Origin of the sequence: Vibrio sp. 10N.247.311.12 (assembly GCF_041467515.1) — a bacterium.
Taxonomy (GTDB): domain Bacteria; phylum Pseudomonadota; class Gammaproteobacteria; order Enterobacterales; family Vibrionaceae; genus Vibrio; species Vibrio crassostreae_C.
Map to the genome: position 1 here is coordinate 14,622 of NZ_JBFSUV010000063.1, position 13,508 is coordinate 28,129.

At 44.1% G+C, this 13,508-nt stretch carries 9 protein-coding genes; 5 read left to right on the forward strand and 4 right to left on the reverse strand.

Going from position 1 to position 13,508, the window contains the following annotated elements; translation table 11 throughout:
- Nucleotides 1–143 precede the first annotated feature (143 nt).
- The gene (locus AB6E30_RS20925) at nucleotides 144–1,661 is read right to left on the reverse strand and encodes a fumarate hydratase (RefSeq protein ID WP_017068776.1); all 1,518 of its coding nucleotides are present in this window, start codon (nucleotides 1,659–1,661) and stop codon (nucleotides 144–146) included.
- 254 nt (nucleotides 1,662–1,915) lie between these two features.
- Between AB6E30_RS20925 and pabB the strand changes: the two genes are divergently transcribed.
- Nucleotides 1,916–3,295 (forward strand): aminodeoxychorismate synthase component I, encoded by a 1,380-nt coding sequence (gene pabB, locus AB6E30_RS20930; protein ID WP_372105105.1) that lies wholly within the window; start codon nucleotides 1,916–1,918, stop codon nucleotides 3,293–3,295.
- A 162-nt stretch (nucleotides 3,296–3,457) separates the two neighbouring features.
- Here pabB and AB6E30_RS20935 read toward each other — a convergent pair whose 3' ends face one another.
- Both AB6E30_RS20935 and AB6E30_RS20940 read right to left on the reverse strand, forming a co-directional pair.
- Nucleotides 3,458–5,176 carry an ATP-binding protein gene (locus tag AB6E30_RS20935; RefSeq protein ID WP_102428579.1) on the reverse strand — a complete coding sequence of 573 codons (1,719 nt, stop codon included), beginning with the start codon at nucleotides 5,174–5,176 and terminating at the stop codon, nucleotides 3,458–3,460.
- Nucleotide 5,177: 1 nt separating this feature from the next.
- A complete protein-coding gene (locus AB6E30_RS20940) occupies nucleotides 5,178–5,720 on the reverse strand; it encodes a heme NO-binding domain-containing protein (protein ID WP_065584176.1) in 543 nt (180 codons plus the stop codon).
- Nucleotides 5,721–6,023: 303 nt separating this feature from the next.
- Between AB6E30_RS20940 and AB6E30_RS20945 the strand changes: the two genes are divergently transcribed.
- From AB6E30_RS20945 to AB6E30_RS20955, 3 genes are all read left to right on the forward strand, one after another.
- A complete protein-coding gene (locus tag AB6E30_RS20945; RefSeq protein ID WP_102320451.1) occupies nucleotides 6,024–6,623 on the forward strand; it encodes a CoA pyrophosphatase in 600 nt (199 codons plus the stop codon).
- Nucleotides 6,624–6,932: 309 nt separating this feature from the next.
- Nucleotides 6,933–8,186: an aromatic amino acid transport family protein gene (locus AB6E30_RS20950; RefSeq protein WP_010441402.1), complete on the forward strand. Its 1,254-nt coding sequence runs from the start codon at nucleotides 6,933–6,935 to the stop codon at nucleotides 8,184–8,186.
- Between the two features lie 120 nt (nucleotides 8,187–8,306).
- The gene (locus AB6E30_RS20955) at nucleotides 8,307–9,668 is read left to right on the forward strand and encodes an L-serine ammonia-lyase (RefSeq protein ID WP_010441404.1); all 1,362 of its coding nucleotides are present in this window, start codon (nucleotides 8,307–8,309) and stop codon (nucleotides 9,666–9,668) included.
- A 209-nt stretch (nucleotides 9,669–9,877) separates the two neighbouring features.
- On the opposite strand, the gene AB6E30_RS20960 is transcribed toward AB6E30_RS20955, so the two are convergent.
- Nucleotides 9,878–11,020 carry an amino acid permease gene (locus tag AB6E30_RS20960; RefSeq protein WP_016767250.1) on the reverse strand — a complete coding sequence of 381 codons (1,143 nt, stop codon included), beginning with the start codon at nucleotides 11,018–11,020 and terminating at the stop codon, nucleotides 9,878–9,880.
- A 780-nt stretch (nucleotides 11,021–11,800) separates the two neighbouring features.
- Between AB6E30_RS20960 and AB6E30_RS20965 the strand changes: the two genes are divergently transcribed.
- Complete coding sequence (locus AB6E30_RS20965; protein WP_372055809.1) at nucleotides 11,801–13,423, forward strand: methyl-accepting chemotaxis protein; 1,623 nt, start codon at nucleotides 11,801–11,803, stop codon at nucleotides 13,421–13,423.
- Nucleotides 13,424–13,508: the final 85 nt, after the last annotated feature.

Here is a 13,508-nt window from a genome sequence, read left to right on the forward strand (position 1 = left end):
ATCAAACTATGTGTTTATCACTATATCATTGATAATAAGACAAAAGTGCAGATAATGCTGCACTTTTGTCTTTAACTTTCTGTCAAAAATTGCAATTCAAACGCTGAAGTTAGCGACAATTACGATTTTTTGGCGTCGATTAATTACGCTTTCTCAGCTTCAGCAATCTTCACTTTCCACGTGTCAGGGCCGATCTGGTGTGCGTTCACGCCGTTAGAGTCAACCGCTACCGTTACAGGCATATCTTCAACTTCAAACTCGTAAATCGCTTCCATACCGAGATCTTCAAACGCAACAACGCGTGCTTTTTTAATTGCTTTCGCGACTAAATAAGCTGCACCACCAACCGCCATTAGGTAAACCGCTTTGTGCTCTTTGATTGATTCAACCGTTGCAGGGCCACGTTCCGCTTTACCGATCATGCCCATAATGCCAGTTTCGTTCAGCATCATGTCAGTGAACTTATCCATACGTGTTGAAGTTGTTGGGCCCGCAGGACCTACCGCTTCATCACCTACAGCATCAACAGGACCCACGTAGTAAATGAACTTGCCTTTGAAATCAACGCCGGCTGGTAAGCCTTCGCCGCTTTCTAGCATGCCTTGAATACGTTTATGAGCAGCATCACGACCGGTTAAGATCTTACCTGACAGAAGAACCGTTTCGCCGGTCTTCCACTCTTGTACGTCTTCTTTAGTCACTTCATCAAGGTTAACACGACGTGTATTTGCGCCCGCTTCCCAAGTGATGTCTGGCCACTCTTCTAACTTAGGTGGCGTTAGCTCTGCTGGGCCGCTGCCATCTAGTGTGAAGTGAACGTGACGCGTTGCTGCACAGTTCGGGATCAAACATACAGGCTTAGAAGCAGCATGAGTTGGTGCTGTTTTGATTTTTACATCAACCACAGTCGTGAGACCGCCAAGACCTTGTGCACCAATGCCAAGCTTGTTTACACGGTTGAAGATGTCTAAACGAAGCTCTTCTTCTGCGTTCTCAGGACCTTTCTCGATAAGCTCTTGGATATCGATGTGTTCCATCAAAGATTCTTTCGCTAGCACAGCTGCTTTCTCAGCCGTACCGCCGATGCCTATACCTAGCATACCCGGTGGACACCAGCCTGCACCCATTGTTGGCAGCGTCTTCTCTACCCATTCTGCAATATCATCAGAAGGGTTCAGCATAACCATCTTGGTTTTGTTCTCAGAACCGCCGCCCTTAGCCGCGATTTGAATTTCAACTTTGTTGCCTGGAACCATATTAATGTGGACAACCGCTGGTGTGTTGTCTTTGGTATTAATACGCTTACCTGCAGGGTCCATTAGGACAGATGCACGCAATGGGTTATCTGGGTTGTTGTAAGCTTGACGAACGCCTTCATCAACCATCTGTTGTACTGTTTGATCCGTTTCCCACCTAACATCCATACCGATGTTCACGAAACAAGTAACAATACCCGTATCCTGACAAATTGGACGATGGCCTTCCGCAGACATGCGCGAGTTGATAAGAATCTGAGCGATCGCATCTTTAGCTGCTTGGCTCTCTTCTTTCTCGTACGCTTTTTCTAGGGCTTGGACAAAGTCTAAAGGGTGATAATAAGAAATGTACTGAAGTGCGTCAGCGACACTGCTGATCACATCTTGCTTACGAATAACCGTCATTGCATGCCTCTTTATTGTTCTGGTTCCATGTGGGTTCACAGTTTGACTATATGTGCCAAATCGAATTAGGTGGTTTAGCTTTTTATTGTGTTGAGCTGTATTTAGTTGCTTTAGCAATCGCTTGCATAGCTTTAAACTAAACCACTTGGATTACTCCGTTCTAATCAAGAACCCATTTTATTTTCAATTTATGATACTCTTGCTTCCTCTCACACGCCATGCAGTGATCGAACTCTTTGTCACAAATTAAACAAATGAATAACAACGAATTTCGCTCTATCCAAATCAAGCCGCTTGAATATCAATCAACTTTAGCTAAACAGCTGTTTTCCCATATTGAAAACCTGCCGTGGGCAATGCTATTACGCTCCGCTTCAGAAAGCCACGTTGATAGTCGATACGATATTTTAGTTGCTCAACCCATCGCCACCTTCGAGACAATCGGTGCAGAAACGACCGTTAATGTTAATGAGACGTGCGAGGTTTCAGACTCTGATCCTTTCGAACTACTCGACCAATATCAGCAACAATTATTGCCTGCGACTAAAGAGCACACTCAGTTGCCATTCGTTGGCGGCGCTTTAGGCTATTTTAGCTATGATTTAGGGCGCAGAGTCGAGACACTTCCATCACTCGCAAAGCGTGATATTGAAGCACCTGACATGGCAGTTGGCTTGTATGAATGGGCTGTTATCGTTGACCACCAATTGAAAACGGCGTGTATTGTCGGTAGCAATATCGATGAACATCATGATTGGCTAATGCAGCAGATGGCTCAATCACACCTATCACATGCGCCCTTTGGGTTAACCACACCGTGGCAATCCAATATGAGCGAAGAGAGCTACGCCACTAAGTTCGATAGTGTTCAAGAGTACCTGTTATCCGGGGACTGCTATCAGATTAACTTCGCTCAGCGCTTCAATGCCCAATACCAAGGTAGTGAATGGCTGGCTTATGACAAGTTAGAACAGTACAACTCAGCGCCCTTTTCGGGTTTTATCCGTTTGGCCGACTGCGCAATCATCAGTGTTTCGCCAGAGCGTTTCTTAGAACTCAAAGACAACGTCATTGAAACCAAGCCAATCAAAGGCACACGACCTCGTTCTGAGGACCCGATGATTGATAATGCCAACGCGCAAGACCTAGCAAGCGCCGATAAAGATCAGGCGGAAAACTTGATGATCGTTGACCTACTTCGTAATGACATTGGCCGAGTAGCAAAACCGGGCACAGTGCATGTACCAAAGCTCTTCGATATTGAAAGCTTCCCTGCCGTGCACCACTTAGTGAGCACGATACGAGCGGACCTTGATGACCAATACTCTGCAACTGACCTTCTGAGAGCCTGTTTCCCTGGAGGATCGATTACTGGCGCACCAAAAGTTCGCGCGATGCAGATCATTGAAGAGTTAGAACCGCATCGACGTTCAGCGTACTGCGGCAGTATTGGCTACATCAGCCGAAATGGCAGAATGGATACCAGTATTACCATTCGTACATTAGTCGCCGAGAACAACACGCTTTATGCTTGGGCTGGCGGTGGTGTGGTATTTGATAGTGATTGTGCTTCTGAATACCAAGAAACACTGGATAAGCTGAGTCGAATTCTACCGGTACTTGAAGATTGCTAAACCTAGTGTCATTAACTGCGAGTTCCGCGACTTAATGACGAGTTCCGTAGCTTAACGGCTAGCAAAAGTTCGATATAAAAAGAAACCGAAGGATCGTAAGATCACTTCGGTTTTTTAGTCTGTAAGTTAGAGTACATAACTCACAACGCTTTATTCGCGTGTTTAAGCGACCTTCACCGCTGAGACACCCCACTTCTTGAGCATCTCTTTCAGATCGTTGGCGGTGTAAGGCTTACTCAAAATGTCATCCATTCCACACTGAATACAACGTTCGCGTTCTTCCAATGTCGTTCCGGCGGTCAGTGCCACAATAGATTTAACGTAACCCTTCTCTCTTAGCTTCTCTGTTGCTTCAAACCCGTCCATAACAGGCATTCTGCAATCCATGAATACAATGTCGTATTCGTTGTCTGACGCGAGCTCAAACCCTTCGACACCATTGCTTGCGATAGCTGGTTCAATCTCATGTTTACGAAGCATCTGTTGGATGATGATCTGGTTCATCTTAATATCATCAACCACCAGCACTTTAAGTAGTGACAATTCCGCCTCATACTCAAAGCCCTTGGCGACACTATCACTCTCTGCCGGAACATCGACAACTTGAAGAGGAATCGAGATGGTAAACGTCGTGCCTGAACCAACGACACTGGTCACCCCAATATCACCATTCATCAGAGCCACCAGTTTGCGACAAATCGCTAACCCAAGTCCTGTACCCTCATAGTTCCGACTACTTGAGTTATCTGCCTGCGTAAAAGGTTCAAACAGCGTCTTATGCGCCGATTCAGCGATTCCGACTCCGGTATCTTCTACAGAGAAAACAAATTGGTTTTTGTCCCACTCAATATCAACATTCACATGCCCTTCTTCTGTAAATTTAATCGCATTACCTATTAAGTTCACAAACAGTTGTGTGATGCGCTCTAAATCGCCTTGGAAATGGGAGGGAACGTTTGACGTAACACTGATATTGAATTCGAGCTGCTTCTCAATTGCTCGATTGACGAAGATGCTTTCAATCGTGTTTCTCAAATCACGTAGGGCAAATTTCTTTGGAATAAGCTCTAACATCCCTGCGTTAATTTTGCTGTAATCCAATAGATCATTAATGATGGTTCGGAGAAACTCTCCAGATTGGCTCAGGTTGTTCACTATCTCACGCTGAGAGCTATTCAGTTCGGTATCACTGATCAACTCGGCACTGCCTAGTAAGCCATTAAGTGGAGTTCTTAACTCATGATTAATCATGGCCACAAAGTCACGCGTTGCCCTTTCGGACTCTTCCGCTCGTTTACGTGATTCAATATTTCGGTTGATTGCTAGTTGATGGGTTAAGGCACTGCAGATAAGGTCCGTGACCAACAACAGTTGGCTTTGGATAAACTCGTAGTCTTGGTCTAACAACCTGACTCTGACGATTAACGCACCAACTATGACTTTTTCAACCTCTAAGGGCACGGTCAGTAGGTTGTCTTGCCAATGAGGTTCTTGAATGTCTTGCTCTAACACCTCGACAGTCTCATCGCCATAATCATAGGTCTGTAACTGAGGGATGAGCTTGGGAGGTAGAATCAAACGACTGGCTTCGATTAAGTAACTGTTAGTCACGTTGGTCGTTAGTTCAGATAGCATGACATCATCGAGATCATTTCTTAGAAACGCGCGCCCAAAATCAATCAACAGGTTGTCGATTTGTTCTTGGAATTCAATGCGGCGTATATTCGCGTTGGAGCGCTTTTCTAACTGACGCAAAGCAAGCTCAAGCTGTTGGTTAGCCTCGAACAGTTCGAGGCTCTTCTGTTCCAACAATCCTTCAGCCGCTTTCCTTGCCGCGATTTGACGCTTAAGCTTCTTCTCTAGGGCAGATGCCAGATCCATATTACTTTTCTACTTTGAGATTAAACCTAACCACGCTTTGGTCATCATTTTGTGGCGTCATCTCCACCGCGATAGATTCACCGTGGTATTCAGCACATCCTTCAATAAGCCCTAAGCAAACATGAGACATACACCTTGCGCTTTTGTAGTCAAAAACAAGTTGTGCTTCGTTCGTGGTGATAAAACTGAATTCAGGTGGCTCAGCATCTGGATAGAGCTTCTTCACTTCAACATGAATGTAACGCTCTACGTGCTGAATAAATTGAAAGGTGGTATTGCTGTGAGCAAGGCTCGCTTTATTCGGTAATGAGGCCAGTAAGTTCTTAAATACAGACTGCCCAAACACGCGTTGCAAGCTTGCCGCATCAATATCGGTTTTCTTACTCAAGTTGATAATCAACCTGACAAGGTCTTTGTGGTCGTAACTGCCGACCGACGTATAGATCCCTTCATCTTCTGACATTTCTAGAACTTCTTCCAAAAGCTCTAGCCCAAACTTGTCTTCAACAAGCTCTAAAAATTCGGTGAATATGATTCCTTTCATCTCATACCTTTTCTTCTATTTCTTTTTAGAATGGTCCACTAAGTTATTGTTATCAAATTCTTAAACAAAAAATCTACGTTTCGTCACCCAATTTTATGACATGGGTAACGCTTACTCGCCTGTATGCACATATTGAATATAGCAAAAATCGTCATTTTGAGGAGATTCATCGGTAAACAGCCTCTCATGACGCCCAATTGATAACTAAAAGAGGGAAAGTGAATGAAGAAAAACGCAATATTGGTAATCAACCCACGGTTATGTCTATACTTAAAATCATAATAATCAATATATTGGCTTGATATGAACAAAGAAAACTTCCTTCAGCAATTCCAACTTAACCCTACCGTTGGCTATCACCCAGAGTCAGTAGAGCGTGTTTCGCACATCAGTGGCGAGCAATTACGTAAAGCGGCAGTGGTGGTAGGTTTAGTTGAAAGAGAAGATGGTTTACATGTCATTTTTACTAAAAGAGCGGCTCATTTAAAGCATCACCCCGGCCAAGTCAGCTTTCCTGGTGGGAAACACGAACTTTCTGACCCTTCTATGCAATTCACTGCACTCAGAGAGCTCCATGAGGAGGTGGGAATTCGATCGGATCAAGTTAAAATTATTGGGCAATTACCAGCATTGAGTACTATTAGTAAATTTTCTGTGACGCCGATTATTGCCATGGTCGATCCTGACTATGAAGCCATCATTGATGAGAACGAAGTTGCCTCAATTTTTGAGGTACCCGCTACCTATGTTTTAGACCAAGCCAAGTTACACAGCCACACTGTTAACTTTAAACAAATCAAGCATCGGGTTTTTGCGATGCCTTTCCAAGAGCACCTAATTTGGGGCGTTACGGCGCAAATTATCCAATCGCTGCAGCAACACGTACTGCAACGAATCACATAGCAACTACGTTTTGTTTAATCTCTGTTAACAAAATCCAGACTTTCTATGGAACAGATTTATTAATGCAATTTTACGCAAACGTTTCCCTGGTATAAATCTATACAACCCCGCCTTTCGCATAAATAAAACTAATACCAGGCATAAACATAAATCACATGTAGCACGCTATTTTCGTGATCAAAAATCCGTTTTTCGCATATCATGTGACACGCCGTTTCATTACATGATTTAGATCTATTTTTTGCAGAAGAAAATTCTGCAGAATTAGCCCCGACTTATTTCCTGTTCCCAAAAAATGAGTAATTTAACATGAACACAACAACTTCTTCGGCAAATGCCGTTAAAGATTCAAGCAAGTTTAACTACAAAGATTTTACCTGGTGTTTATCACTATTTGGTACAGCAGTTGGTGCTGGCGTACTATTTCTTCCAATCAAAGCTGGTGCGGGTGGTTTTTGGCCATTAGTTATCCTAGCTCTAATCGCGGCACCAATGACTTGGTTCGCACATAAATCTCTAGCTCGTTTCGTACTGTCTGCTAAAAACCCTGAAGCCGATATTACAGACACAGTTGAAGAACATTTCGGTAAGACTGGCGCAAACATTATTACTTTTGCTTACTTCTTCGCTATCTACCCGATCGTTCTTATCTACGGTGTTGGTATCACAAACACGGTTGACTCTTTCTTAGTAAACCAAATGGGTATGGAATCCATTCCACGTCCTCTTCTTTCTGGTGCACTTATCCTTGCTATGACAGCGGGTGTTGTATTCGGTAAAGAGTTGATGCTTAAAGCAACTTCAGCGATGGTTTACCCACTAGTATTCATCTTACTAGCGTTATCTTTCTACCTAGTTCCTGATTGGAACACTTCAATGATGGAAACAAGCCCAGAATGGTCAGCAATGCCTTCTATTATCTGGCTTGCGATTCCAATCATCGTGTTCTCTTTCAACCACAGCCCAATCATTTCACAGTTCTCTAAAGAGCAACGTCGTGTATACGGTGAAGACGCAGTTAAGAAAACTGACGCGATCACTGGCGGCGCAGCAATGATGCTGATGGGTTTTGTAATGTTCTTCGTATTCTCTGTAGTGCTTTCTCTATCTCCAGAGCAACTAGCAACAGCACAAGCACAAAACATCTCTGTTCTTTCTTACCTAGCTAATGTTCACGAGTCTCCACTTATCTCTTACATGGGTCCTCTTGTAGCGTTTGCAGCGATTACTTCTAGCTACTTCGGTCACTTCCTAGGTGCTCACGAAGGTCTTGTTGGCCTAATCAAGTCTCGCTCTGGTTCTTCAATCAGCACGATTGAGAAAGCATCTCTAGCATTCATCGTTGTTACAACTTGGATTGTTGCGGTAGTTAACCCAAGCATCCTAGGTATGATTGAAACAATGGGTGCTCCAATGATTGCAGCTATCCTGTTCCTAATGCCTGTATTCGCGATGCAAAAAGTACCAGCAATGGCTAAGTACAAAACTTCAGCACCTGTGCAAATCTTTACAGCTTTATGTGGTCTAGCGGCTATTAGTTCTGTAATCTACGGCGCTCTTTAATCTCCGCTACTTTTTATAAGATGACATCCATCTTATATCGCGAGATTAGACAAAAAATATAATGATAATAAATGAGCCTCCCTACTCGACGTGGGAGGCTCTCTTTTTGAGGTAATCGCTATGATTAGTGTATTTGATATCTATAAAATCGGTGTTGGTCCATCGAGCTCACACACAGTTGGACCAATGAAAGCGGGTAAAGAATTTATTGATGACCTACGTTCAATGGGAAAATTGCGCGACATCACTAAAATCACCGTGGACGTATATGGATCACTATCACTGACAGGGAAAGGTCACCACACAGATATCGCAATCATCATGGGTCTTGCTGGCAATACTCCTGAGCGTGTTGATATCGACTCTATTGCTGGCTTCATTGCTCGCGTAGAAGAAACTGAACGTCTACCTGTTGGTATGCACTGTCATACTGTTTCATTCCCACGCGATGGTGGAATGAACTTCCACACTAGCAACCTTTCTCTGCACGAGAATGGCATGAGCATTCATGCTTGGGTTGATGACGAAGTAGCATACTCAAAAACATACTACTCCATTGGTGGCGGTTTCATCGTTGACGAAGAGAACTTCGGCAAAGAAGAAGAAAACCCAATCAAAGCACCTTACGAATTCACAACAGCTGAAGAGCTAGTTAATCAGTGTAAAGAAAGCGGTCTTTCTATCAGTACATTGGTTATGAAAAACCAAGCGGCTTTCCACTCAGACGAAGAGTCTCGCACTTACTTCGCTAACATCTGGAAAACGATGCGTGAGTGTATGGACCGCGGTATGAATACTGAAGGTATCCTACCTGGTCCACTGCGTGTGCCTCGTCGTGCAGCAGCACTTCGCCAACAGCTAATGACTTCAGAAAAAACAACCAATGACCCAATGACGGTTGTTGACTGGGTAAACATGTTTGCTTTCGCCGTAAACGAAGAAAACGCAGCTGGCGGCCGTGTAGTAACGGCACCAACAAACGGCGCATGTGGCATCATCCCTGCTGTATTAGCTTACTACGATAAGTTCATCCAAACGGTGACAGAGAAAGACTACATCCGTTACTTCGCAGCTTCTGGCGCGATCGGTGGTCTTTACAAACGTAACGCTTCTATCTCTGGCGCTGAAGTTGGCTGTCAGGGTGAAGTTGGCGTGGCATGTTCTATGGCAGCGGCTGGACTTGCTGAACTTATGGGTGGTAGCCCAGAGCAAGTATGTATGGCTGCAGAAATCGGTATGGAGCACAACCTAGGTCTAACGTGTGACCCAGTTGCTGGCCAAGTACAAGTTCCATGTATCGAGCGTAACGGTATTGCTGCAGTGAAAGCAATCAACTCGACTCGTATGGCACTGCGTCGTTCTTCTGCTCCCACTGTTTCTCTAGATAAAGTTATCGAAACGATGCTAGAAACAGGCAAAGACATGAACGCTAAATACCGTGAGACGTCTCAAGGTGGTTTGGCTGTTAAGGTTGTTTGTTAATTAACATTCGTTTGTTAGTTAGCATTGGCTTGCTAGTCCGTATTAATTTATTGGCCAGCATCAGTTAAAAAACCAACGCTTAACTCAGTTTGCTTGATAACGAGCAGATAATGAAAAGGAACGCCGATGCGTTCCTTTTTTTGTTTCTGAAGCTTCTGTATCTGAAGGAAGCTTGGTGACTGATTTATTCAACCCACCAAATTGTTTTGTTAAATCACTTGTGAAACAAGCAAGAAGCAACCAAACAACAGTGAAAACAGCATCATTACGTTGCCACCTTCGGCGCGGTACCTATCGTCAGCAACTTTCATGAAACGCTGCTTGTGAACCATTACTAAAGGAACAAACACCGCCAAGAATACCAAAATGATGCCTGCGTAGTTCAATACTTGTAGGAACTTATCTGCAGCAAGTAATGAGCCCACCAACGGTAAGATGAAGCTAATGCAATAAGTTACCGCCGTATTTTGATTGAACATATCTTTGTTCTGGTTGAACAACGCCATCGCCACACCAAAGAAAGAGGTTAACAACGCCAAACCTGTAAAGGTAGAAAGTATATTACCCACCCAAGGAGACTGAGCCTCAAACGCCGCCATCAAATCTGATACGTTTTTGAAGCTTCTGAATTGCTCTTCGCTCAAGTTACCCACTACCGCAAACAACCAACATAAGTAACACACTAATGGGATCAGAGAACCGACGATCACCATGTTACGCAGCTGTTTGTCTGTCGCTTCATGGTTGTAAGAAACCAAAGTTGGAATCACAACCATAAAACCAAAACTGGTAAACAGAATTGCACTGGTTTTAATGAGATCAACGTGGTCATGACTTGTCACCTGCATCAGGTTTTCTTGAGTCATACTCGGCGCCAAAAAAGTCATGGTTGCAAACAAGCTCGCTAACATCACGAAGAACAGTGCACGGTTGAGCTTATCAATTACGCCAGTACCACTTGCGACGACGGCTCCGGCAATAAGCGTGAACACGATTTGGCTCGTGGTCGCGGTGATCTCTATGCCAAAGTTAGACAGTAACTTACTCAGCAAGTCACCTGCGCCCAAAATATAAGCCATCAATAGGCAAATCAATAACGCGTATAGCAAGCCGTTAGTGAGTAGCTGGCCTTGTCTACCCAAGGTTTTTCGGGCAATAGAATTTAATCCTAAACCGCCACCCGCTTTGATGGTCGCTTCTAGAAGTAATAATGCTGCGTAAGTGGTGCCGAAACAGATCAGAACCATCAGCAGTGTGCCGTAAAGCAATCCAAATTGAGCTAATACCATTGGGATCGCAAGCATACCAGCACCGAGAGCGGTACCAGCGATAATTAGGGAGCTCCCTATCATTTTAATATTCATTGTCTTTAACTTATTTGTTTAGTTTTTATAGGTGTAAGTCTTCGTACATCGAGCAGATGACAAAGGTGTTCAGATAGAAATAAAGTTATAAAACGAATAACAATAGGAGCGATAAGCGGTAGAGAAGCGTGCAGAGACATTGTCGAACAGGGCGTTCAAAGGGGAGCTTGTTTTAAAAGAGGTAAAACGAGAAGCGTGAGTGAGCGTTAGCTGATGTGGTGAACCTTCCGTAGGTTCAATAATCGGCGATGTAATCTTGAATTTCATGTATGTGTCCAATAAGTCACATTCCATAGTATTTGAAGCAGCGTATCCGTTGCTGCCTTACCTCTCTCATAGAGGTCTTTTCATCTTATCGAATGAGCCTCGAAACACAACGCTATAACCACAATTTTTGCTATTAAATTGAACAAAACAGCCATTTGGATATAAATTAACCACTAAGTCGTCTAAAACAATAGTCTTTATTGATAAAAGACAAGCGGACAAATACATCGAGCTAATTAACAACCTAGGCTTTTCTAATTATCAGCACAATCAAAACTCGATGCTGCACTTCAATTTTCCCAAAACAACAGTCTGTTTTAAGAACAGCGAGGAGCTTGAAGCGCGTTCCATTTCAACACCAGATTCCGCACAAACTTGTTACATCACAGAAACATAACCACAACCGGAGTGTGGTCACACAATTCGTTATACCCCATAGGTGGTAGGAATTCTTACTAGTACAGTATTTGCGTCATTATAATTAATAAAAACAAACACCTTATGCGCTCAACAATCACCTTTAAAATCCTAGTGGCCCTCGCCATCGTGTTCACCTTTTTGCTGGCAATATCGACCTATTTCCAATATTCGCAACAAAAGCAACTTGTAAACTCAGTGTTAAGTGAGCAGCTTCACGACAAAGCAAGTAACTACTTCGATAGCCTCAATATGATGATGCTCACCGGCACCATGGCACAAAAAGAGACCCTTCGTCAGAAAGCACTGGCTCAAGAAGGCATTGAAGACGTTCGTGTTTTACGCGCCGACGCTGTCAGCAAGTTATATGGCCCAGGTAATGACAACCAAACACCGGTTGACGATATTGATAAACGAGCGCTAGCGGGCGAAACCGTTATCGAACCTTTTTCTGCTGATTGGGGCAAAGGCTTGGTTATTGCTCTGCCAATGAAGTCGAGTGAAGATTACCGAGGAACCAATTGTGTCGCCTGTCATATGGCACCAGAAGGTGAAGTCTTGGGTGCGATTCGTCTCGAATATAACCTTAACCATGTTAACTCGCTGATTAACACTCAAACCATGGCTGCTATTGGCATTATGGCAGTGATCTCGTTTGCCGGATTTGTCCTTACGATGGGATTAATTCGTAAGATTATCGTGCGCCCGCTGCAACAGACTTCTCGCTTTATGACCCAAGTCAGCAACGATAAAAACCTATCCACTCGCCTGCCAGAACAAAGCAAGGATGAGATTGGCACGCTGGCTAACTCCATCAACTCGTTCATGGGAACCGTATACGACAGCTTAGAAAAGGTACAAAACACCTCGCACAAACTGAATGCGTCTGCCAACCAACTGACTAGTGTCGCGCAAATTACCGAGCAAGCCGCCAGTGACCAGCAAAGCGAAACCGCCGAAGTGCAACATAATGTCGAAGGAATACAGGCACAGCAAGTCAATGTAGAACAAGCGACTTTAACGGCTTCAGAGCTTATTAATCACACCGCCGATGTGGCATGTAAGAGTGCCAACCAAGCACACGACGCAAGCAGTGAGATAAAAAACCTCGTTAGCAGCATAGAAGAAGTGAAACACAAAATACTGACACTCAATGAGCAAACCGGAGAGGTCTCTTCAATATTGAGTGTGATTCGTGGCATTGCTGACCAAACCAATCTTCTGGCCTTGAATGCAGCGATTGAAGCAGCTCGTGCGGGAGAACAAGGTCGTGGGTTTGCGGTAGTGGCAGATGAAGTTCGCCACCTTGCATCGCGAACCGCAGAAGCAACAGGCAGCATTGAGTCAATCATTCATCAATTCCAGCAAGGCAGTGAAGAGTCGCTAACTTCTGCCGATCGCGTTTGCGAACAAGCTCATCAAAGCTCAACCGATATCGACGCACTTTCAATTGAAATGAATGGTGTGGTCGAAGAGATGAAACAAGTCTTGGCTCACGCACAGAATATTCAGCAGCAAACACAATCCACCACACAAGCGACTCAAGATGTTCAACAAAAGGTTGAGACCATCACCTCTCACGCCAACAACACGTCGCAATCTGCGGCTGAAACTCGCAACATCAGCAATGACTTAGAAGAGCTGTCTGATCACCTTGAGTCACTGATTAATCAGTTTACTTTGTCGAGTACAAAGAAGAAGTCATAGATCGCCAACAAAAAAGCGCTCAACAATGAGCTAATGCCGTTCACTTAAGAGTGAACGGCATTTTTGTTCTTAGCATACCGTTGTG

What these genes read in the sequence shown, in the direction of transcription:
- AB6E30_RS20925 (WP_017068776.1), bottom strand. Translation starts at nt 1,661, where the DNA reads ATGACGGTTATTCGTAAGCAAGATGTGATCAGCAGTGTCGCTGACGCA.
- pabB (WP_372105105.1), top strand. Translation starts at nt 1,916, where the DNA reads ATGAATAACAACGAATTTCGCTCTATCCAAATCAAGCCGCTTGAATAT.
- AB6E30_RS20935 (WP_102428579.1), bottom strand. Translation starts at nt 5,176, where the DNA reads ATGGATCTGGCATCTGCCCTAGAGAAGAAGCTTAAGCGTCAAATCGCG.
- AB6E30_RS20940 (WP_065584176.1), bottom strand. Translation starts at nt 5,720, where the DNA reads ATGAAAGGAATCATATTCACCGAATTTTTAGAGCTTGTTGAAGACAAG.
- AB6E30_RS20945 (WP_102320451.1), top strand. Translation starts at nt 6,024, where the DNA reads ATGAACAAAGAAAACTTCCTTCAGCAATTCCAACTTAACCCTACCGTT.
- AB6E30_RS20950 (WP_010441402.1), top strand. Translation starts at nt 6,933, where the DNA reads ATGAACACAACAACTTCTTCGGCAAATGCCGTTAAAGATTCAAGCAAG.
- AB6E30_RS20955 (WP_010441404.1), top strand. Translation starts at nt 8,307, where the DNA reads ATGATTAGTGTATTTGATATCTATAAAATCGGTGTTGGTCCATCGAGC.
- AB6E30_RS20960 (WP_016767250.1), bottom strand. Translation starts at nt 11,020, where the DNA reads ATGATAGGGAGCTCCCTAATTATCGCTGGTACCGCTCTCGGTGCTGGT.
- AB6E30_RS20965 (WP_372055809.1), top strand. Translation starts at nt 11,801, where the DNA reads ATGCGCTCAACAATCACCTTTAAAATCCTAGTGGCCCTCGCCATCGTG.